Annotated in this window: 17 protein-coding genes; 13 read left to right on the top strand and 4 right to left on the bottom strand. The window is 70.4% G+C overall.

Features of this window, described 5'->3' with window-relative positions; genetic code table 11:
- Positions 1 to 333 precede the first annotated feature (333 nt).
- Together VF522_RS13930 and VF522_RS13925 are read left to right on the top strand one after the other, a co-directional pair.
- Positions 334 to 741, top strand: a complete 408-nt coding sequence (locus VF522_RS13930; protein ID WP_330908878.1) for a GreA/GreB family elongation factor — start codon at positions 334 to 336, stop codon at positions 739 to 741.
- On the top strand, positions 738 to 1,643 hold the full coding sequence (locus tag VF522_RS13925) for a universal stress protein (RefSeq protein ID WP_330908877.1): 906 nt from the start codon (positions 738 to 740) through the stop codon (positions 1,641 to 1,643). Before VF522_RS13930 ends, VF522_RS13925 begins: the two co-directional genes overlap by 4 nt.
- Here the strand turns inward: VF522_RS13925 and VF522_RS13920 are convergent.
- From VF522_RS13920 to VF522_RS13905, 4 genes are all read right to left on the bottom strand, one after another.
- Positions 1,592 to 2,044 (bottom strand): RidA family protein, encoded by a 453-nt coding sequence (locus VF522_RS13920; protein ID WP_330908876.1) that lies wholly within the window; start codon positions 2,042 to 2,044, stop codon positions 1,592 to 1,594. The genes VF522_RS13925 and VF522_RS13920 overlap by 52 nt on opposite strands.
- 35 nt (positions 2,045 to 2,079) lie before the next feature.
- Positions 2,080 to 2,979, bottom strand: a complete 900-nt coding sequence (locus tag VF522_RS13915) for a transglutaminase family protein (RefSeq protein ID WP_330908875.1) — start codon at positions 2,977 to 2,979, stop codon at positions 2,080 to 2,082.
- A gap of 7 nt (positions 2,980 to 2,986) precedes the next feature.
- Positions 2,987 to 5,605, bottom strand: a complete 2,619-nt coding sequence (locus tag VF522_RS13910) for a circularly permuted type 2 ATP-grasp protein (RefSeq protein ID WP_330908874.1) — start codon at positions 5,603 to 5,605, stop codon at positions 2,987 to 2,989.
- A 71-nt stretch (positions 5,606 to 5,676) separates the two neighbouring features.
- Positions 5,677 to 9,081, bottom strand: a complete 3,405-nt coding sequence (locus tag VF522_RS13905; RefSeq protein WP_330908873.1) for a transglutaminase family protein — start codon at positions 9,079 to 9,081, stop codon at positions 5,677 to 5,679.
- A 209-nt stretch (positions 9,082 to 9,290) separates the two neighbouring features.
- On the opposite strand from VF522_RS13905, the gene VF522_RS13900 reads away from it, so the two are divergent.
- From VF522_RS13900 to VF522_RS13850, 11 genes are all read left to right on the top strand, one after another.
- Complete coding sequence (locus VF522_RS13900; protein WP_330908872.1) at positions 9,291 to 10,904, top strand: protein kinase domain-containing protein; 1,614 nt, start codon at positions 9,291 to 9,293, stop codon at positions 10,902 to 10,904.
- 17 nt (positions 10,905 to 10,921) lie between these two features.
- Complete coding sequence (locus VF522_RS13895; RefSeq protein ID WP_330908871.1) at positions 10,922 to 11,761, top strand: serine/threonine-protein kinase; 840 nt, start codon at positions 10,922 to 10,924, stop codon at positions 11,759 to 11,761.
- Entirely contained in the window at positions 11,758 to 12,633 is an 876-nt protein-coding gene (locus VF522_RS13890) for a response regulator (protein ID WP_330908870.1), read from the top strand. Before VF522_RS13895 ends, VF522_RS13890 begins: the two co-directional genes overlap by 4 nt.
- On the top strand, positions 12,634 to 12,996 hold the full coding sequence (locus VF522_RS13885; protein WP_330908869.1) for a response regulator: 363 nt from the start codon (positions 12,634 to 12,636) through the stop codon (positions 12,994 to 12,996). It begins immediately after the preceding gene.
- Positions 12,997 to 13,015: 19 nt separating this feature from the next.
- A complete protein-coding gene (locus tag VF522_RS13880) occupies positions 13,016 to 15,244 on the top strand; it encodes a chemotaxis protein CheA (RefSeq protein WP_330908868.1) in 2,229 nt (742 codons plus the stop codon).
- A 183-nt stretch (positions 15,245 to 15,427) separates the two neighbouring features.
- The gene (locus tag VF522_RS13875; RefSeq protein WP_330908867.1) at positions 15,428 to 15,937 is read left to right on the top strand and encodes a chemotaxis protein CheW; all 510 of its coding nucleotides are present in this window, start codon (positions 15,428 to 15,430) and stop codon (positions 15,935 to 15,937) included.
- A gap of 16 nt (positions 15,938 to 15,953) precedes the next feature.
- Positions 15,954 to 17,261 (top strand): methyl-accepting chemotaxis protein, encoded by a 1,308-nt coding sequence (locus VF522_RS13870; RefSeq protein WP_330908866.1) that lies wholly within the window; start codon positions 15,954 to 15,956, stop codon positions 17,259 to 17,261.
- A 270-nt stretch (positions 17,262 to 17,531) separates the two neighbouring features.
- Positions 17,532 to 17,999 carry a cache domain-containing protein gene (locus tag VF522_RS13865; RefSeq protein WP_330908865.1) on the top strand — a complete coding sequence of 156 codons (468 nt, stop codon included), beginning with the start codon at positions 17,532 to 17,534 and terminating at the stop codon, positions 17,997 to 17,999.
- A gap of 67 nt (positions 18,000 to 18,066) precedes the next feature.
- The gene (locus tag VF522_RS13860) at positions 18,067 to 19,779 is read left to right on the top strand and encodes a methyl-accepting chemotaxis protein (RefSeq protein WP_330908864.1); all 1,713 of its coding nucleotides are present in this window, start codon (positions 18,067 to 18,069) and stop codon (positions 19,777 to 19,779) included.
- Positions 19,780 to 19,795: 16 nt separating this feature from the next.
- Positions 19,796 to 21,118 (top strand): methyl-accepting chemotaxis protein, encoded by a 1,323-nt coding sequence (locus VF522_RS13855; protein WP_330908863.1) that lies wholly within the window; start codon positions 19,796 to 19,798, stop codon positions 21,116 to 21,118.
- Entirely contained in the window at positions 21,115 to 21,951 is an 837-nt protein-coding gene (locus tag VF522_RS13850; protein ID WP_330908862.1) for a protein-glutamate O-methyltransferase CheR, read from the top strand. The genes VF522_RS13855 and VF522_RS13850 overlap by 4 nt, the downstream gene beginning before the upstream one ends.

Genomic DNA, 21,951 nt, shown 5'->3' with positions numbered 1-21,951 from the left:
CCCCCCCCCCCCCCCCCCCCCCCCACGCCGCCCAATCTGGCAAGGAACGTGAGGGCATTCGCCCTTCACGCATCTTCGCGGCTTAGACTCTCCCGCATGACCTCCCCGCGCACGTTCCCCGCCCTCCGCGCCACCGGCGCGCCGCGGCACGCTGCGCGAACGCCACGCAGGAATGCGGCGGGCGCCACTGCGCGTCCGCAATCGCACGCACTTTCCTGAGCCCGGCGATTCCCCAGACCCTTTCGCGCAACTCCGAATCGCCGGGCCCCGCACAGCGCCCTTGCTCCGTCCGCCCGTTCGCGGCGCGGAGCCTTTGCCTTGCGAGGAAAGTCCATGGAAATCGCCATCCCGGTCGAGCGCACGCTCACCGAACTCGATCACGTCCGCCTCACGCGCCTGCTGCGCGAGCTGCCCGCGTCCGCGGGAACGACCCTGCAGGACCTGCTGGAAAGCAGCGACGTCGTTGCCCCGCCCGCCGTCGCGCCGACGGTGGTCACGATGTACACGCAACTGCTGCTGCACGGGCCGAATGGGGCGCCCACCCGCCTGACCCTGTGCTATCCCGAGGACGCCGAGCCGGCGCTCGGCTTCATCTCGGTGCTGTCGCCGGTGGGCACGGGCCTGCTCGGTCGCCGCGCCGGGGAGACCGTGCGCTGGGTGCTGCCCGATGGCGGCGAGGCCTCGGCGCGGATCCTCGCCGTGCTGTTCCAGCCCGAGGCCTGCGGGGACTACGAGACGTGAGCGGCCCGTCCCACGGAGCGGTGCTCGTGCTGCACGACCTCTCGGCCGCGGCGCTCAACGCGTCCTGGCGCGCAGGGCTGGTGGCGCGCGACCTCGGCGTGCCCTTGCGGCTGCTGCATGTGCGCGGCGGCGCCCCGGGTGCCGCCGATGCGCCGGAAGCCCTCCTGCAGCTCGCGCGGGACATCGGCGGCCATCTCGGGATCGGGGTGGAAGCCGATCTCGCGGCGGGCGAGCCGCTGGCGCACGCGGTGCGCGCCGCGCGCGACGCGAGCCTCGTCGTGATCGGTTCGCGCCGCGGCAATCCGCTGCGCGAGATGGTGTGCGGCACGCAGGCCGAGCGCCTGATCCGCCTGTGCCGCGCGCCGGTGCTGGTCGTCAAGCGGCCGGCGGGCGCCAGCTACCGGCGCGTGCTGGCGCCGGTGGAACTGGACCCGGATGCGCGGGCGGTGATCGCGGCGGCCTTGCGGCTGTCGCGGCGGCCCGAAGTGGAGGTGCTGCACGCCCTCGACACGCGCGACGAGATCGGGATGCGCGCCTGCGACGTGCCGGAAACCGCGGTGCGGCGGTACCGGCAGCGCGCCGCGCAACGGGCGCGCTCCACGCTGCTGGACCTGATCGCGCAGGCCGCCCCGGCGGCGTCCAAGGCGCTGCCCGCCATCGGCTTCGGCGACGCGGTGGCGGTGGTGCTGGCGCGCGAGCAGGGCCTGCGCGCCGACCTGCTGGTGCTGGGCAAGAGGACGCGCGGCCTGCTCGCCGACTTCTTCCTGGGCAGCGTGACGCAGCGCGTGCTGGCCCGCGCGCGGGCCGACGTGCTGGTGCTGCCGCTCGATGCGCGCGGCCGCGCGGAGGGTCACACCTCGGCAATCAGCTCGATCTCGACGCAGGCGCCCATGGGGATCTGAGCGACGCCGAAGGCGCTGCGCGCATGGGCGCCTTTGTCGCCGAACACCTGGCCGAACAGCTCGCTGGCGCCGTTGGTGACGAGGTGGTGCTCGGTGAAATCGGGCGCCGAGTTCACCAGGCTCATGAGCTTGACGATGCGCTTGACGTTGTCGAGGTCGCCGACCGCGGCGTGCAGCGTGCCCATCAGGTCGATCGCGATCGCGCGGGCGGCCTGCTTGCCTTCCTCGGTCTGCATCGTCTTGCCGAGCTGGCCGACCCAGGCCTTGCCGTCCTTCTTGGCGATGTGGCCAGAGATGAACACGAGGTTGCCCGTGCGCACGAAGGGCACGTAGGCCGCGGCGGGCGTGGCCACCGGCGGCAGGGTGATGTTCAGTTCCTTCAGCTTGTCGTGGATGTTCATGTTCGCTCCTGATGTCGGATTCATTTTGTCATTTGTCATCCGTCATTTGTCATCGGCTCCGCCGGCGAAACCGTCACCGCCACCTTCAGCGTGTGGTGCGCGCCGCCGTGGATCACGCCGCGCATGGGCGAGACGTCGGAGTAGTCGCGGCCGATCGCCAGCGTCACGTAGTCCTCGCCGGGCGTGCGGTCGTTGGTGGGATCGAGGTCGATCCAGCGGCCGCGGCCTTCCTCGCCCGGCAGGTAGACGGAGACCCAGGCATGCGAAGCGTCCGAGCCCACCAGCCGCGGCTGGCCCGGCGGCGGTTCGGTCAGGAGATAGCCGCTGACGTAGCGCGCGGGCAGGCCGAGGCTGCGCAGGCCTCCGAGCATCACGTGCGCGAGGTCCTGGCAGACGCCGCGGCGCAGCGCCAGCGCCTCCAGCGCCGGCGTGTTGACGTCGGTCGCCGCGGGCTCGTATTCGAAATCGGCGTGCACGCGATGCATCAGCTCGCGCGCGGCCTCCAGCAGGGGCCGGCCTTCGGCGAAGCTGGGCTGCGCGTAGCGGGCGAAGGCGCCGTCGCGCGGCACGTAGGGCGAGGCGAACACGAATGCGGCGGCGGCGTCGTAGCGCGCATCGCGGTGGTAGCGCATGCGTTCGGCCACCTCCTGCCAGGGCAGGCTGCCGCCCGGGTCCCCGGCCGCCGAAGTCGAGACCAGGCTGTCGGCCACCACCCGCAGTCCCTCGTGCGCGTGCTGCAGGCTGAAGAAGCTGCGCGTGTTGCCGAAGACGTCCAGCGCCTCGCCCTGCTGCGCCGGCTCGGGCGAGATCCGCAGGGCGTGCGCCAGCACCTGCTGCCGCGGCGTCCGCAGGGGCTTCAGGTGGGTCATGTGCTGCGCGGTCCGCACCACGGGCGCATAGTCGTACGCGGTCTCGTGCAGGACGTGCAACAGCATGGAGGGATCAGGCGCCGACGCTGTGGCGCGCGTCGCCCGAATGCGCGAAGAAGCGCGCCGTCAGGTCGTCCGAGAGGCGGTAGGACGCGTCGACGCACTGCTGCAGCACGTCCAGCAGCACCGCGTGCCGCCCCGCCGCGTCGCGCTGGCAGAGGTGGTCCAGCGTCCAGGGCCGGGGATCGGGCACCGCCAGCGCGAAGTCGGGCATCACGCCCGGCGGCGCATCCACCAGCCGCGCCAGGCGGCCGCGCATCGTCTGCGCGACCCAGCCGAGCGAACGCGGGTTGTCGCGATCGAGCACCAGCAGGTCCAGCAGCGCGGGGATGTCGTGCCGCTGCTGGTACTGCGCGTGGAAGGTGATGGTGCTGTCGAACAGGGCGACCACCGCTTCGAAGCCGCCTTCGTCGAACACCGCGCCGGTCTCGAAGGCGCTCGCCAGCGCCTGCGCGAGGAAGCCGAGGCGTTCCAGGTGGCGGCCCGTCGACAGCAGCCGCCAGCCGTCGTCGCGCGTCATGCGGTCGGTCTGCGCGCCGGTCATGGCCGCCGTGTGCGCCGACAGCGTCTCCAGCACGCGCGTCGCTTCCACGGGCGAGAAGTCGCCCTGCGCGGAGAAGGCCTTGCAGCCGCGGCGGAACTCCAGTTCGGCGCGCACGATGCCGTTCCACTGCTCCTGCGACAGGCGTTCGCGCACCGCCGCGGCCGACTGCCGCAGCGCGCAGAGGTTGTAGCCGACGCTGGTGGCCTTGGCCTCTTCGCCGAGCGCCGCGATCAGCGAGCGTTCGAACACGCGGCGCGCCTGCGTCGCGGCCGGCACCGCCGGCAGCACGAGGCCGTTGCCCACCACGAGTTCGCTCAGCCACGCCATCAGCGGCTGCGAGCTCTGGTCCTCGCCGTTGAGGCCCTCCAGCGCGAGGCGGGCGAGCCGCGCGGTGTTCTCCGTGCGTTCGGTGTAGCGCCCCAGCCAGAACAGGTTCTCCGCCGCGCGGCTGGTCACGGTGCGGCTGCGCTGCGGCGTGTCGACCGAGGGATGGTCGTGGTGCAGCAGGCTGGTGGTGTCGACCTCGCCGTCGGTGAGGACCCAGCTGTCGGCGCTGCTGCCGCCGCGCTGCATGGAAGCGATGTCGCTGTCTTCGCCCGCGAGCCGCGTCAGGCCGCCGGGCAGCACGCGCCAGCCGTCGCCGTCGGACACGGCGAACACGCGCAGGATCAGCGACCGCGGCAGGATGCGATCGCCCGAGGGCGCGCTCTTCCAGGTGGGCATCTGCGACAGCGGCAGGTAGGACTGCAGCGTGTGCGTGTCCGGCTCGCGCATGATGCGGCCGCTCCATTCGTCCCGTTGCCGCGGCGACAGGCCCTTGCCGAGAATGGTGCCGCCGCCCGCCGTGGCGTAGGTCGACTTGATCACCGTGCCCGGAAGCTGCGACAGCGCCGACTGCATCGCCGCGCGTTCGCCGCACCACCAGGTGGGCAGCGCGGGCAGCCGCAGTTCCTCGCCCAGCAGGTGGCGGCTCAGGGCCGGCAGGAAGCCGAGCAGGGCGGTCGATTCGAGGAAGCCCGTGCCGGCCGCGTTGGCCAGCAGCACGTTGCCGGCGCGCGCGGCCTGCAGCAGGCCCGGCACGCCCAGGTGCGAATCGGCGCGCAGCTCCAGCGGGTCCAGGAATTCGTCGTCCAGCCGCTTGAGCACGCCGTGCACCGGCTCCAGGCCCTTGAGCGTCTTGAGGTACAGGCGCTCGTCGCGCACCGTGAGGTCGCTGCCTTCGACCAGCGTGAGGCCCAGGTAGCGCGCCAGGTAGGCATGCTCGAAATAGGTTTCGTTGTACGGGCCGGGCGTGAGCAGCACGATGCGCGGCTCGCCGTCGCCGGCCGGGCAGCGGCTGGTGAGGCTTTCCAGCAGCGCGCGATAGGTGGCCGCGAGCCGCTGCACCTTCAGGTCGCGGAAGGCCTCGGGGAACAGCCGCGAGATGATCAGGCGGTTTTCCAGCAGGTAGCCCAGGCCCGAGGGCGCCTCGGTGCGCTGCGCCACCACCCACCAGGCGCCGGCGCTGTCGCGCGCGAGGTCGAAGGCCGCGATGTGCAGCCGCCGGCCGCCCGCCGGCCGCACGCCGTGCATGGGCCGCAGGTAGCCGGGATGGCCGTGCACCAGGGCGGGCGGCAGCAGGTTGGCCGCGAGCAGTTCCTGCGGGCCGTAGACGTCGTCGAGGATGCGTTCGAGCAGGCGCACGCGCTGCAGCACGCCGGCTTCGATGCGCTGCCAGCTCGCGGGCGGCACGATCAGCGGGAACAGGTCCAGCGACCAGGGCCGCTGCGGCCCGCCGGCGTCGGCATAGACGTTGTAGGTGATGCCGTTGTCGCGCACCTGCCGCTGCAGGTTGACCGTGCGGCGGTTCAGGTCGCCGAAGCCGTCGCGGCCCAGGTTCTCGAAGAAGCGCGCCCAGGGGCGGATCGGCAGCGCATGCGCGCCGACGACCGTGGCGGCCGTGCCCTGCGCTTCGGCCGCCGGCGCGGACACGCCGCCGCGCAGTTCGTCGTAGTGGCCGGGCGCGGCCGGGGGCGCCAGGGCCGCGGCGAGCGCGGCCGGCGTTTCCTCGGCATGGGCGCCGAACAGCGAATCGTTGAAGGAGCTCACGACGCGGGCATTGTCCCACCCGCGCGCAAAACGTTCCAAGCGGGCCGTTGTCCCCTGCCGACGGGGCCGTTTCAGTGGGTCGAGTCCGGTCGCCTCAGGTCCAGCGTGAACGGGAACTCGCGGCTGGCCGGCACGTGCATCGTCGCCGGCGGCACGTGCAGCGGGCCCGGCGAATGGCCCATGCGGAAGAAGCGCGAAAGCCGGCGGCTTTCGGCCTCGTAGGCATTCACGGGGAAGGTCACGTAGTTGCGGCCGCCCGGATGGGCCACGTGGTACTGGCAGCCCGCGACGGAGCGGTTCATCCAGGTGTCCACGATGTCGAAGGTGAGCGGCGCGTGCACGCCGATGGTGGGATGCAGGGCCGAGGACGGCTGCCACGCGCGATAGCGCACGCCGGCCACGAACTCGCCGGCCGTGCCGGTGGACTGCAGCGGCAGCGCCTTCCCGTTCACGGTGACGACATACCGGCTCTCGTTCATGCCGGTAGCCTTCACCTCGATGCGCTCCAGCGAGGAATCGACGTAGCGCACGGTGCCGCCGGCGGCGCCTTCCTCGCCCATCACGTGCCAGGGCTCCAGCGCGCTGCGCAGCGTGATCTCCATGCCCAGCGCCCGCACATCGCCGGTGACCGGGAAGCGGAACTCGAAGTGCGGCGCGAACCACGCCGGGTCGAAGGCGAAGCCGGCCTGCTTCATCTCCGCGAGCACGTCCTGCAGGTCCATCCGGATGAAGGTGGGCAGCAGCCAGCGGTCGTGCAGTTCGGTGCCCCAGCGCGTGACCGGCGCGCGGTAGGGCTCGCGCCAGAAGCGCGCGACCAGGGCGCGGATCAGCAACTGCTGCACCACGCTCATGCGCGCGTGCGGCGGCATCTCGAAGGCGCGCAGCTCCAGCAGTCCGAGGCGGCCGGTCGGCCCGTCGGGCGAATACATCTTGTCGATGCAGAACTCGCTGCGATGGGTGTTGCCGGTGACGTCGACCAGCACGTTGCGCAGCGTGCGGTCGACCATCCAGGGCGGCATGTGCTCGCCATGCAGCTGCCGGCTGCGCGCGATCTCCTGGAACGCGATCTCCAGTTCGTAGAGCTGGTCGTTGCGCGCCTCGTCGACCCGCGGTGCCTGGCTGGTCGGCCCGATGAAGAGGCCGCTGAAGAGGTAGCTGAGGCTGGGGTGGTTGTGCCAGTACAGCAGCAGGCTCGCCAGCAGCTCCGGCTTGCGCAGGAAGGGCGAGTCGGCCGGCGTGGCGCCCCCGAGCACGAAATGGTTGCCGCCGCCGGTGCCGGTGTGGCGGCCGTCGGTCATGAACTTCTCGGCGGAGAGCCGGCACTCGAACGCGGCCTGGTACAGGAACTCGGTGTGCTGCACCAGTTCCTTCCAGTCGTGCGCCGGGTGGATGTTGACCTCGATCACGCCCGGGTCCGGCGTGACCTGCAGCAGCTTCAGGCGCGCATCGCGCGGCGGCGGATAGCCTTCCAGCACGATCTTCACGCCCAGCTCCTGCGCCGTGTCCTCGACGTGCGCGAGCAGTTCGAGATAGTCCTCCAGGCGCGCCAGCGGCGGCATGAAGACGTAGAGGATGCCGCTCTTGCCGCCGAAGTCGCGTTCGGCCTTCGGGCCGTTGGCGCGCTGCGGGTCGCGCACTTCCACGCACAGCGCGGTGCGGCTGAGCCAGTGGGCCGATTCGTGGCGGGCCGGCTTGCGCGCCGCGCGATCCGTTTCGGCAAAGCGTGGATCGCCGGCGGGCAAGCGCAGCTGCGCCGGCATCGCCAGCGGCACCTGCGGCGCGAAGGGATCGCGCGCGATCAGGCGCGGGTAGTCGGCGCCGCTCACCCAGGGCAGCGAATCGAGCGGCAGGCGATAGCCCATGGGCGAATCGCCCGGCGTCAGGTACATGCGCTCGTCGCGCACGAACCAGGGACCGGTCTGCCACTTCGGGCCGGCGAGCGCCGGAGCCTCGTCCTCTTCGTCCTCTTCGCGCACCTTCAGGGGCAGGGCGAAGCCGACCGGGCTTCCGAGTTTCTGCTCGAACACGCGGCGCAGGCGCACGCGTTCCAGTTCGTCGTCCAGCCGCGAGTCGAGCGGGTCCACGTTCACCGGCAGCCGGCGCTCGCGCCACAGGTAATAGAAGACGTCCTCGTAGGCCGGCTGGACGTGCTTTTCGGTCAGCCCCAGCCTGGCGGTGAGGCGGCGGATGAAGCGCTGCGCGTCGTCGGTGCCGTAGCGCGAGGGCTCGCGCTCGTCGGCGAAGAGGGCGGGGTTGCGCCAGCAGGGCTGGCCGTCGGCGCGCCAGCAGATCGACAGCGCCCAGCGCGGGAGCTGTTCGCCGGGGTACCACTTGCCCTGGCCGAAATGCAGGAAGCCGCCTTGGCCGTATTCGGTGCGCAGCTTGTCCACCAGCCCGGTGGCGTAGCCGCGCTTGGTCGGGCCGAGCGCGTCGGTGTTCCATTCCGCCGCGTCGCGGTCCTCCACCGCCACGAAGGTGGGCTCGCCGCCCATGGTGAGGCGCACGTCGCCGGCCTTCAGCTCGCGGTCCACCGCGTCCCCGAGGGCCAGCACTTCCTGCCACTGCTCCTCGGTGTAGGGCTGGGTCACGCGCGGCGATTCGTGGATGCGCGTCACCTGCATGTGGTGGCTGAACTCCACCTCGGCCTCGTCCACCAGGCCTTCGATCGGCGCCGCGCCCGAGGGCTGCGGCGTGCAGGCGAGCGGGATGTGGCCTTCGCCGGCGAGCAGGCCGGAAGTCGGATCGAGGCCGACCCAGCCCGCGCCCGGCAGGTAGACCTCGCACCAGGCGTGCAGGTCGGTGAAGTCCACCTCGGTGCCGCTCGGGCCGTCGAGCGCCTTCACGTCCGGCTTCAGCTGGATCAGGTAGCCCGAGACGAAGCGCGCGGCCAGGCCCAGGCGGCGCATCAACTGCACCAGCAGCCAGCCGGAATCGCGGCAGGAGCCGCTCGCCAGTTGCAGCGTCTGCTCCGGCGTCTGCACGCCGGGCTCCATGCGGATCAGGTATTTCACGTCGCCCTGCAGCTGCTGGTTCAGGGCGACGAGGAAGTCGATCGTGGCGCGCGGGCGCCGGTCGATCTTCTCCAGGTAGGCCTGCACCAGCGGCGTGAGCGGCTCGCACGCCAGGTAGGGCACCAGTTCCTCCGCGACCTGCGGCTCGTACTGGAAGGGGAATTTCTCGGCCCCGGGCTCGAGGAAGAAGTCGAACGGGTTGTAGACCGCCATCTCCACCACGAGGTCCACCGTCACCTTGAATTCGGTGGTGCCCTCGGGGAAGACCAGGCGCGCCTGGTAGTTGGCGAAGGGATCCTGCTGCCAGTTGATGAAGTGCTTCGCCGGCTCGACCCGCAGCGAATACGACACCACCTTGCTGCGGCAATGCGGCGCGGGACGCAGTCGCACCACCTGCGGCCCGAGGGTCACGGCACGGTCGTATCGGTAGTGGGTGACGTGATTCAGTGCAGCGTGGATGGCCATGGCCGTCGATCCTAGCAACAGCCGGGCCTGCGAGGGCGGGCGCAAGTCCGCCCGTCGGCGCTGCGTGCCGTGCGGCGGTTGGCCGTCGGAAGGGGGCCTGCCGTCTGTAACAGTGCTGTTGCCGTGCTGTCGCGCTGAAGCGTTACAGCGCCACCTTGCGTGACAAAGTAGTCACGGATTTGCTCGACTGATGGATACCATGTAACTAAATGCGACAACCCTTCGAAGCCCTGGCTCCCGCCGAAGCACCTCCGGTGCAGCGGATGGCCGGCTTCGGCCCGTCGTCGCAGTTGCTGAATGCGACCGATCCGTCGCTGACGGCCCAGAATGCCAGCGTCGCGACCTTCATGTACGCGCGCGTGCACCATTTCCAGGCGATCTGCAACGCGCTCGGCCCGGAGCAGGCGGGCTCGTTCGTGAACGAGGTGCGGCGGATGCTGACCGAAGCTGTCGCCAAGCTCGGCGGCGAGATCGCCCAGCGCCGTCCCGATTCGATCCTGGCGGTGTTCAGCAATCCGCCCGACGAGAAGAAACCGAATCACGCGCAGCGCGGGCTGCATGCCGCGATCCTGGCGGTGCACGACACGGTGCAGCTGCAGCAGGCGGTGTCCAGCCGGCCCGAGCTGGCCAACCTGCCGCCGATCACGCTGGCCGTCGGCGTGCACCTCGGCATGGCCGAACTGTCCCGGCGCGCCAACGGCAAATGCCACGCCATGGGCGACGCCGTGGAAGTGGCCCGCCTGCTCGAAGTGACGGCCATGGACCTGGGCTGGAGCGTCGCGACGTCGTCGGGGACGCGCCTGGCTGCCGCCGGGCGCGCCGAGTCCGGCCGCATCGGCTCGGTGGGCCTGCCGGACAACAGTTTCATCGACGTGGTGGAAGTCACGGGCCTGGTGCAGCGCCCCGGCTCCAAGACGCCCGCGCGCGTGTTCGAGATGCTGCGCGAGTCGCTGCAGGTGAACCAGCAGGGACGCAAGCGCACCGCCGCCGCGCCGGCCGCGCCCCACCTCGCGCCCGCGCCGGGCTCGCATTTCCTGATCGAGGGCTACCGGGTGCTGCGCAAGATCGGCGAGGGCGGCATGGCCTCGATCTTCCTGGCGCAGGCGGCCGAGGGCGGCGCGCCGCAGGTGCTCAAGGTGATGCAGCTGGACAAGGCGGTGGAGGCCGACGGCCTGCAGCGCTTCATCCAGGAATACGCGCTGCTCGCGCAGATCCAGCATCCCAACGTGGCGCGCATCTTCCGCCAGGACTTCTCGGTGGGGCACGCCTACATCGCGATGGAGTACTTCCCGAACGGCGACCTGCGCCAGCGCATGAAGGCCGGCCCGGTCGATCCGGCGACGGCGCTGGCTTACATCAAGGCCACCGCGGCGGGCCTGTCCGCGATCCACGACGTCGGCATCGTGCACCGCGACCTGAAACCGGACAACCTGATGCTGCGCCAGGACGGCACGCTGGCGCTGGCCGACTTCGGCGTCGCCAAGCAGGTGTCCATGAAGATCACCGACACCGGCGACGGCGACATCGTCGGCACGCCTTACTACCTCAGTCCCGAGCAGGCCCTGGGCCAGACCGTCGATGCGCGCTGCGACATCTACAGCCTGGGCGTGCTGGCCTTCGAGCTGCTCACCGGCCGCAAGCCCTACCACGCGAACTCCGCGCAGGAGCTGCTGCACATGCACGTGCACGGCGCCGTGCCGATGCTGCCGCTGGAACACGCGCAGCTGCAGCCCGTGATGGAAAGCATGATGGCCAAGGACAAGGACCAGCGCTATCCGTCGGCGAAGGTGCTGCTGGCCGATCTCGGGCAGATGGGGTTGTGATGGTGCACGCGCTGTCCATGCCTGCCTCGCTCGCCTGGCGCACCCTCGGGGCGCCGCGCCGCGGCGTGCAGCGACTGCAGCTCGCGCCGCGCGTGCCGGGCTTCCGCGTGCTGCGCGAACTCGGCACGGGCCGGCGCAGCAGCGCCTGGCTGGCGCAGGACGAAGGCAGCGGCGGGGAAGTCGTGCTCAAGCTGCAGCCGGCGCTCGCCTCGACGCTGCATCGCGAATGGGAGATCGCGCACGAGGCGCAGGGCGCGCACGTGCTGCGCGTGCACGATCACGGCCGCTGCGGCGAATGGGCGTACCTCGTTACCGAACATGCCGCGGGCGGCGATCTCGCGCAGCGGCTGCGTTGTCAGATCGAGCCCACACAAGCGCTCGCATGGCTGCAACAAGCGGCCCTCGGTCTTGCGCAACTGCATCGCCGCGGCTACGTTCACAGGGACGTGAAACCCGCGAACTTCCTGCTGCGCGCCGATGGCGACCTGGTGCTGGCCGATTTCGGCGTTGCCGCGCGCAGCGGCGAACAGGCCGCGGGCCTGCAGCAAGGCAGGGTGACCGGCACCCCGCGCTACGTGGCGCCCGAACAGTTGCAGGGCGCGCCGGCTACGCCCGCCGCCGATGTGTACGGGCTGGGCGTGCTGCTGCACGAGATGCTCGCGGGCCGTTCCCCCTTCGGCGGCGAGACCCTGATGGAGGTGCTCGCCCAGCACCTGCTCGCCGCGCCCGCGCCGCTGCCGCCCGCCTCGGCGGGCCTGCAGCCGCTGGCGGACCGCATGCTGGCCAAAGAGGTGAAATACCGGCTTCCGGATGCGGATGCCGTGCTCGGGCAACTTGCCCAGAGGTGTTTGTCTTGACCCTGAATGAACAATACCTGGTCGACGTGATCGGCTTCAACCCGGTGGAGCGTTCGATGCTTGCGAGCATCTTCGCCCTGGCGGCGCGGCGCGATCCTGCCTTCGTGCAGTACGACCCCAATTCCACCGTCGCCGGCACCGCCGACATCTACCTGGTGGACGCCGAGAATGCCGAAGCGCTCAGCGAGTTCAAGACGCTCTCGAAGCGCGCGAACCTGCCGGCCGTGATGATCGGCTCCGGCGGCGACAGCCTGGGCTTCCCGATGCTGCCGCGGCCGCTGCAGTGGGCCCGGCTGCTGCAGGCGCTGGAAGCGACGGTGGTGACCAGCAACGGCGGCAAGTCCGCGAAGGACGACGACGGCACGCTGCCGCTGGGCGCCACGCTGTCGGCCAGCGCCGCCGGCCGCTCCAGTCCCGGCACCGCCGCGCCCGTCATCGACAGCGCCGCGGCGATGAAGCGCGCGCGCGGCGACACCGTGCTGGTCGTGGACGACAACGCTTCGGTGCGCATGTTCATGAAGGCCAAGCTCGCGCCCTTCAACTTCGAGGTCGACTTCGCCGAGACCGGCGAGGAGGCCGTGGGCCTGACCGGCTCGCGCGAATACACCTGCGTGTTCCTCGACGTGGTGCTGCCCGGCATCGACGGCTACCAGGTCTGCAAGCTGATCAAGGCCAACAAGCAGGCCATCAAGAAGACCGCGGTGGTGATGCTCACCAGCCGCAGCTCGCCGTTCGACAAGCTGCGCGGCTCGCTCGCCGGCTGCGACGAATACCTCACCAAGCCCCTCGACGAGGACCGACTCCTCGAAGTGATCGCCCAATTCCTACCCTCCAGCCGCAAGAAGCGCGACAAGTCCGGGAGCAAGCAATAAATGAGCAAATCGATTCTGGTCGTGGACGACACCCGCTCCATGCGCGCGATGGTGGCCGCCGTCCTGCAGGGCGCCGGCTATGAAGTGGCCGAGGCCGGCGACGGCCTCGAAGCGCTGGCGCTGGCGCGCAAGCGCGTGTTCGACCTGGTGGTGACCGACCACAACATGCCCGGCATGGACGGCGTCACGCTGGTGAAGGAACTGCGGGCGCTGCCCGATTACGACCCGGTGGCGCTGATCGTGCTGTCCACCGAGGCCGGACCGGAACTGAAGCAGAAGGGCCGCGAGGCCGGCGCGACCGGCTGGATGGCCAAGCCCTTCGATCCCCAGCGCATGCTGGACATCGTGGGCCAGTTCATCTGAGGCAAGGACGGAAAGCGCCATGTTCCAGCCATCCAACAGCTTCGGCGACCCGGTCGCCTTCCGCACCATCTTCTTCGAGGAGGCGCAGGAGCACCTGGCGAACGTCGAGGCCATCCTGCTGCGCATGGACGTCGATGCGCCGCACCCCGACGACCTGAACGCGATCTTCCGCGCGGTGCATTCGATCAAGGGCAGCGCCGCGATGCTGGGCTGCCCCGAGATCGCGGCGCTCACGCACCTGGAGGAGAACCTGCTCGACCTGCTGCGCAAGGGCGAGCGGCCCATCGACGCCGACGACGTGAACGCGATGCTCCAGGCCGGCGACGTGCTGCGCCTGCAGGTGCTGCACCGGCGCGGCTCGGTGCCCGACATGCCCGATGCCTCGGCCGTCGAGGCGCTGCTGCGGGAGCGCGTCGCGCAACCCGCTTCCGACGCCGTGCACGGCCAGAGCGGGCCGGTGACCCGCAACTTCCGCGTGAAGCTCGGTCCGCTGGCCGCGCCGATCGACGAGCTCGAACTCGACATGATGCTCACGGGCCTGTCCGACATGGGCACCGTGACCGGCACCGTCCTGGACAACACCGCCGGCGGCGGCGTGGACTTCGACGTCGCGCTGCAGGGCGCGGCGGCGGACCTGCAAAGCGTGCTGTCGCTGGTGGTCGCGCCCGAACTGATCGCGATCGAGACGCTGGGCGTCGCGAATGCCGCGCCGGCCGTGCCCGCGGTGGAACCGGCGCCGCAGCTGAAGGCGGTCGCGCCCGCGGCCCCGGCGGCCAACGACAAGGACGAATTCTTCGTCGATCCGGCGGAGTTCAGGAAGCGCCGCGCGCAGCCGGAGGCGCAACCCGTGCCCGCAACTCAGGACGCCGGCGGTTCGGTCGACATGTTCGTCTCGCCGGACCAGTTGAAGAAGAAGCCGCAGCCGGAAGCGCAGGCGGAGCCGGCCGAGCTCGTCGACGTGTTCGTGTCGCCGGAGCAGCTGAAGAAGGCCAGGCGCGCCAAGGCTGCCGCCCCCGCGGCGCCGGCCGCCGAGGCGCACGACCCGGCGTTGCCGGTCGCCCACGACGCCACCTTCATCCGCGTGAGCACCGAGAAGATCGACCTGCTGGTGAACCTGGTGGGCGAACTGGTGATCACCGAGGCGATGCTGGCGCGCACCGGCGCGATCGCCGACGGCGCCAACGACGGCCGCTACGGCAGCAATTCCGGCCTGGCGGATCTCTCGCGCCACACCCGCAACCTGCAGGAAGCGGTGCTGGCGATCCGCATGCTGCCGATCTCCAACGTGTTCCAGCGCTTCCCGCGCGTGGTGCACGAGCTGTCCGCGCGCCTGGGCAAGAAGGTGGAGCTCAAGATGATCGGCGAGGGCACCGAGCTCGATCGCGGCCTGATCGAGAAGATCTCCGATCCGCTCACGCACCTGGTGCGCAACGCGATCGACCATGGCCTGGAGAAGCCCGAAGTGCGCCTGGCCGCCGGCAAGTCCGCCGTCGGCACGGTGACGCTGCGCGCCAGCCAGCGTGGCGGCAACATCGTGATCGAGGTGAGCGACGACGGCCGCGGCCTCGACCGCGAGCGCATCCTCAAGCGCGCGCGCGAGCGCGGCATCGCCATCGCGGACGACGCGCCGGACGCCGACGTCTGGCAGCTGATCTTCGAAGCCGGCTTCTCCACCGCCGAACAGGTCACCGACGTGTCCGGCCGCGGCGTCGGCATGGACGTCGTCAAGCGCAACATCCAGGCCCTGAGCGGCACCGTGGACCTGTCCTCGGTGGCCGGGCAGGGCATGCGCGTGACGGTGAGCGTGCCGCTCACGCTGGCGATCATGGAAGCCATGACGATCGCGATCGGCGGCGAAACCTACGTGCTGCCGCTCGCCTCCGTGGTGGAGTCGCTGAGCGTCACCGGCGCGGAGATCCACACGCTGCCGGGCCACGGCGACGCGCTGCGCGTGCGCGACGAGTACCTGCCGGTGCTGCACCTGGCGAAGCTGTTCCCGCCGCAGAAGCCGCGCGAGCAGGCCGCCGGCATCGCCGTGATCGTCGAGACCGACGGCACCAAGGCCGCCGTGCTGGTGGACGAACTGGTGGGGCAGCAGCAGGTCGTGGTGAAGAGCCTCGAGACGAACTTCCGCAGGGTGCCGGGCCTGTCGGGCGCCACCGTGATGGGCGACGGCTCCGTCGCGCTGATCCTCGACGTGGCGCACCTGGTGCGCCTCTCGGGGCGCGAAGGCGCGATGCTGCTGTGAGCCTGTCGGTGACGCACCACATGCCGCTCCGGTGAAAGGCCGCGTGCGGGAGACGAACGGAGAGGCGGCGTCCAGTTTTGCGCAACGCGCGGCGGGCGTCAGGCTGTAACCAGACTTTGCGATTGCAACGAACGGGGTGAGCTGGCATGCTCGCCCGGAATAGAGAACCGAGGAGAACCGCAGATGCAAGCACCCCTATCCGCCACGACTTCCGGCGCGACCAAGGCGGCCCAGGGACCGAGCAGCGAGTTCCTCACGTTCCGCCTGGGCGCCGAGAGCTACGGCATCGAGATCCTGAAGGTGCAGGAGATCCGCGGCTACGAACAGCCCACCGCCATCGCCAATGCGCCGGCCTTCATCAAGGGCGTGATCAACCTGCGCGGCGTGATCGTCCCGATCCTGGACCTGCGCATCAAGTTCAAGCTGACGCAGGCCAAGTACGACGACTTCACCGTCGTCATCATCCTGAACATCGCCGGCCGCGTGGTCGGCGTGGTGGTGGACTCGGTGTCCGACGTGCTGACGCTGTCGGCCGAGAACATCCGCCCGACCCCGGAGTTCGCCTCCGCGACCTTCGACACCAAGTACATCACCGGCCTGGGCACGCTCGACGAGCAGATGATCATCCTGCTCGACATCGAGAAGCTCATGACGGGCGCCGACATGGCGCTGGTGGACAACGCCGTCCACTGAGGACGCGGCAGGCGCGATGGGAGCGGACCGCACCGATCGCGAAGCGCGCGGCAGCGACGCGCGGGCGCTCGATCGCGCCGCGCTGGGACTGTTCCGCAGGACCACGATCCGCGTCCGCCTGACGGCGGGCTTCCTGTCCGCCGCCGCCGTGATGGCGCTGCTGGGGCTGTACGGCGCCTGGCAGCTGCAGCAGCTTTCGGATTTCGCCGCGACGCAGCCTTCGGCAGAGGCGCTGCGCCAGGCCACGCGTTCGGCGCAGACGCTGGTGCTCGGCATCGCGATGGGCATCGTCGTCGTCCTGTTCCTCGTCTGCTATCCGCTGGTGGTGGGCGTGGTCAAGCCGATCCGCATCGCCGCGCGCATCGCCACGAAGGTGGCTTCGGGCGACCTGACCGTGCGCGTGCGCACCGGCGGCACCGACGAAGCCGCGCAGCTGATGCGCGCGCTGGCCGACATGACCCATGGCCTGCGCAGCGTCCTGGGCAACGTGGTGCAGGGCGCGCACTCGGTGAACGCCACCAGCGCGCAGATCGTGCAGGGCAACCTGGACCTCTCGCGGCGCACCGAGGAACAGGCGAGCACGCTGGAGGAGACCGCGAGCTCGCTGGAGCAGCTGACGGCCACCGTGGCGCAGAACGCGGAGCACGCGCGCCAGGCGAGCCAGCTCGCGGCCGATGCCACCGCCGTCGCGAAACGCGGCGGCCAGGCGGTCGACCAGGTGGTCGAGACGATGGACGAGATCTCCGATGCGTCCAAGCGCATCACCGAGATCATCGCCGTGATCGACGGCATTGCCTTCCAGACCAACATCCTGGCGCTCAACGCCGCGGTGGAAGCCGCGCGCGCGGGCGAGCAGGGGCGCGGCTTCGCGGTCGTGGCCGCGGAGGTGCGCAGCCTCGCCCAGCGCAGCGCCGCCGCCGCCCGCGAGATCAAGGAGCTGATCGGCGCCTCGGTGGAGAAGGTGAACGTGGGCTCCACGCTGGTCGATGCCGCGGGCCATACGATGGTGGAAGTCGTGCTGTCCTTCGGGAAGGTCAGCGCGCTGATCGCCGAGATCGCGCAGGCCAGCCAGGAGCAGAGCTCGGGCATCGGGCAGGTGAACACCGCCATCGGGCAGATGGAGCGCGTGCTGCAGCAGAACGCGGCGCTGGTCGAACACGCGACGCGCGCCACCGGGTCGATGAACGCGCAGGCGGCGGCCTTGCTGGACATGGCTTCGCGTTTCCGCGTGGAGGATTCCGCGCGCGATCCGGCGCCCGCCGACCCGGCGAGTCCCCCGCTCGAAGCGTTGCGGCCGGCGCTGATCGCGGACGGGCGGGGATAGGCATTCCTGGCGGCCTCCAAAGCGGCACACATCTGGAAACGTCGTGTGTCGTCCACTGTCGCCGGTGTGCGACAGAGGCGCCGCCGCCCAACGGGCCGTGCCTGCCGATGAGCGGCATCCTGTTCGCACGTTCTCCGGCGTGAGCCGCAAAACTGCACACCCGGCGGAGCTGTTACATAAACTCACGATTGCAACAGAATGCCGACGATGGCATCCTCGAATCCAAGTCGGGCACCGGCCGTTCCGGTGAGGTTTGCAAGGAGCGTTGGGATGAAGAAGCAAGCAATGGCTGCCGCCCTCCTGGGACTGACGGTGGCGATGGGCGCGGCGATGGCTGAAGAGAAGCGCGTGACGCCCAAGGAGGCCGAGGCGATGGTGCGCAAGGGCGTGCTGTACATCAAGGCCAATCCGCGCGACAAGGCGATGGCCGACATCACCGACAACAAGGGCCAGTTCGTCGACCGCGAGCTGTACCTGACCGTCTACAAGATGGACGGCACCGCGATGGCCCACGGCGCCAACGCCAAGTTCGTCGGCAAGAACATGATGGAACTGCGCGACGGCAACGGCAAGGAGCACATCCGCGAGCGGATGGAAATGGCCAGGACCAAGACCTCGTTCTGGCAGGACTTCAGCTTCGTGAACCCCGTGAACAAGAAGATGGAGCCCAAGCAGATGTACTGCGAGCGCACCGACGACCTGCTCGTGGTGTGCGGCGGCATCTACAAGCCCGCCTGACGCACCGAGGGGCGGCGTGGCCGCCCCGTTTCATTTTTCCGCCACGCACCGCACTCAAGGCAATTTCATGAGAATCTGGCACAAGATCCTGATCGCCCCGGCCCTCGCCATCGTCTTCCTCCTGGGATTCGGTGCGATCGCCTACGGCGTCGTCATGCAGCAGAACCGGGCGCTCGACGATCTCGCCAAGAAGCGCCTGGAAGGCGTGTCCACCGCGATGGACGTGCAGCACGACCTGTCCGAGGTGCACGCGGGTGTCTACCGCCTCTTCACCTGGATCGCGAACCTGCAGGAAGACCAGGTCAAGAAGGCCGTCGCCGAACAGCGCATCAAGGTCGATGCCATCGCCGCCGAGCTCACCCGGTTCCGCGCGCTGCCGCACCTCACGGACAACGAGCGCCAGACCATCGACGGCGTGCTGCCGATGGTCGCCAAGTACCGCAAGCTGGCGGAGGACGCGATCGACCTGAGCACCGGCGACGTGTCGACCGGCGCCATGCTGATGCAGTCGGCCGACCGCCAGTACCAGTCCGTCGTCAAGAGCATGGAGGACCTGATCCTCCTGCAGAAGAAGCTCGCGCAGGACGACTACGACGCCGCCTCCTCGGCCTCGCGTGCCGCCGTCGTGCTGCTGGTCTCCATCCTGGTGGCCGCGGTGGCCGCCTCGATCGCCGCCGCGCTGCTCATGAGCCGCGCCATCGTGCGGCCGCTGCACGTGGCGATCCGGTCCGCCCAGCGCATCGCCAAGGGCGACCTCACGAACGACGTGAAGGTGCGCGGCAAGGACGAGACGGGCGACCTGCTGCATGCCCTGTCCGAGATGACGCAGAACCTGCGCTCCCTGGTCGGCGAGGTCGCCGGTGGCGCCCACATGGTGGCCGACACCAGCGCGCAGATCGCCCAGGGCAACCAGGACCTGTCGCAGCGCACCGAGGAACAGGCGAGCACGCTGGAGGAAACGGCCAGCTCCATGGAGGAACTGACCTCCACCGTGTCGCTCAACGCGCAGAACGCGCGCCAGGCCAGCCAGCTGGCCATCGGCGCTTCGGACGTCGCGCGCAAGGGCGGCCAGGTGGTCGGCCAGGTCGTGACCACCATGAACGGCATCTCCGAGTCCTCGCGCAAGATCTCCGAGATCATCGGCGTGATCGACGGCATCGCCTTCCAGACCAACATCCTGGCGCTGAACGCCGCGGTGGAAGCCGCCCGTGCCGGCGAGCAGGGCCGCGGCTTCGCGGTGGTGGCGGCCGAAGTGCGCAACCTGGCGCAGCGCAGCGCCGGCGCGGCCAAGGAGATCAAGACGCTGATCGGCGAGTCCGTGAACAAGGTGGACAACGGCGCCAAGCTGGTGGACGCCGCCGGCAAGACGATGGAAGAGATCGTCGGCTCCGTGAAGAAGGTGAGCGACCTGATCGCCGAGATCGCCGCCGCGAGCGAGGAACAGGACGCCGGCATCCAGCAGGTCAACACCGCCGTCACCCAGATGGACCAGGTGGTGCAGCAGAACGCCTCGCTGGTGGAGGAAGCCGCTGCCGCGACCGAATCGATGAAGGTGCAGGCCGCCTCGCTGCTGCAGATGGTGTCGCGCTTCCAGCTGGTCGAAGGCCAGGCCGCCTACTCGCCGCTGCAGCCGGTGGCCAAGGGCGAGCCGGCGGCGGCCGACACGCCCGCGCCCATCCAGGTGAAGCCCAGCGCCAAGCAGCTGCCTTCCGGCTTCGCCGCCGCGCTGGCCGCGCCCGAGGCCAAGAGGGCCGCCAACGGCGACTGGAAAGAGTTCTGATCTTTCCGCGCCAGCCTTGACCGACCCGTCCGCGAGCGTCGTCCGCACCACCGAGCCCGCCGGCGCCGAAACGGCCCGCGTGCAGGACCCGAAGGCCATCAGCCCGTTCCGCGCCTTCACGGTGCGCGGGCGACTGACGTTCGCCTTCGTCATGCTGGGCCTCCTGAGCCTGCTGATCACCGGACTGGCGATCGGGCAGATCGGCGCCCTGGCGGAGGCCGCGCAGGCCGCCGCGGCCGATGCGGCGGACCTCCAGAAGCGCGCCGCCGACGCGCGCACCCTGGTGCTGGCGGTCTTCTTCCTGCTCGCGTCCATGGTGGTACCGCTGCTGTGGAGGATGTTCACGCACATCCTGCGCCCCATGCACATCGCTCTGCGCATCGCGCGCAAGGTGGCCGACGGCGACCTCACCGTGAAGGTGCGCACCGGCGGCCGCGACGAGATGGCGCGGCTGATGCTGGCGCTCGACGACATGACCGTCAGCCTGCGGCGCATCGTGCGCGAGGTGGTGCGCGGCGCCGACGCGGTGGCCGCCACCGGCGCGCAGGTGCACCGCAGCCACCAGGACCTGTCGGAGCGCACCGAGATGCAGGCGAGCACCCTGCAGCAGACCGCCAGTTCCATGGAGGAGCTGACCGCGACCGTCGCGCAGAGCGCCGAGCACGCGCGCCGGGCGAGCGAACTGGCCGACGGCGCCGCGGGCGTGGCGCGCGAGGGCGGCGACATGGTGCGGCAGGTCGAACGCGCCATGGACGGCCTGTCGCGGTCGGCGCGCCGCATCGAGGAGATCAGCGGCGTCATCGACGGCATCGCCTTCCAGACCAACATCCTGGCGCTGAATGCGGCGGTGGAAGCCGCCCGTGCCGGCGAGCAGGGCCGCGGCTTCGCGGTGGTGGCGGCCGAAGTGCGCGAACTCGCGCGCCGCAGCGCCGAAGCCGCCCGCGAGATCAAGGCGCTGAGCTTCGAATCGGTGGGCCAGGCCGGCGAGGGCACGCGCGTCGTGGAGGGCGCGGCCCGCAAGATGCACGAGATCGTCGATGCGGCCGGCACCGTCAGCCAGCTGATCGCGGAAATCGCCGCGGCGTCCGACCAGCAGCGCTCGGGCATCGAGCAGGTGAATTCGGCGATCGGCCAGATGGACCAGGTCGTGCAGCGCAATGCCGCCCTGGTGGAGCAGACCGGCTACGCCACCGAGTCCCTGCGCGGGCAGTCGGGCGCGCTGCTGCGCGCCGTGGCACAGTTCAAGCTGGCGGGCGCGGAGGGCGTCCGCGCCGGGGAGCAAGAGGAAGAAATGGATTGGATGCCGCCGCGGGCCATCGCGTTGGGAGGAGCGTCGTGAGCGCGCAGCCGGAATCGCTGGAGTTCCTGCCGGCCGCCGCGCTGCTGAGCGAGCGCGAATTCACGACCGTGCGCGCGCTGATCGCGGAGTACGCGGGGATCAAGCTGAGCACGCAGAAGCGCAACATGGTCTACAACCGCCTGCTGCGCCGACTGCGCGCGCGCGGCGTGGGCAGCTTCGCGGAGTACCTGGAAGTGGTGCAGCGCGAGGGCTCCGACGAGCGCGAGGCCTTCGTCAACGCGCTCACCACCAACCTCACGGCCTTCTTCCGCGAGCCGCACCACTTCGAGCTGCTCATCTCGCACGCCCAGCAGCACGCGGCCAGGCGCGGCGCGCCGCTGCGCTGCTGGAGCAATGCCTGCTCCACCGGCGAGGAGGTCTGGTCGATCGCCATGGCGCTGCGCGAGTCCGGCGGCGCCGGCGAAGTGCTGGGCACCGACATCGACACCGACGTCCTGAACACCGCGCAGTCGGGCGTGTACCGCAGCGAGCGCATCGCCGGCATCCCGGTGGAGCGCCTGCGCAAGCACTTCCTGCGCGGCACCGGCGCCAACGACGGCCTGGTGAGCGTGCGCCCCGAGCTGCGGGCGATGGCGCGCTTCGGCCAGCTGAACCTGCAGTCGCCGGTGTGGCCGGCGATGGAGCGCTTCGACGTGATCTTCTGCCGCAACGTGGTGATCTATTTCGACCGCGAGTTCCAGAAGAAGCTGCTGACGCGGATGGCGGACCTGCTGGTGCCCGGCGGCCTGCTCATGGTGGGGCACTCGGAGAGCTTCCCCGCCGCGCATCCGGGCTTCCGCTCCTGCGGCCGCACGGCCTACCAGCGCATCTAG

It is taken from the genome of Ramlibacter sp., assembly GCF_036383835.1.
Lineage (GTDB): Bacteria > Pseudomonadota > Gammaproteobacteria > Burkholderiales > Burkholderiaceae_C > Ramlibacter.
This window is presented reverse-complemented; position numbering and strand designations above follow the sequence as displayed.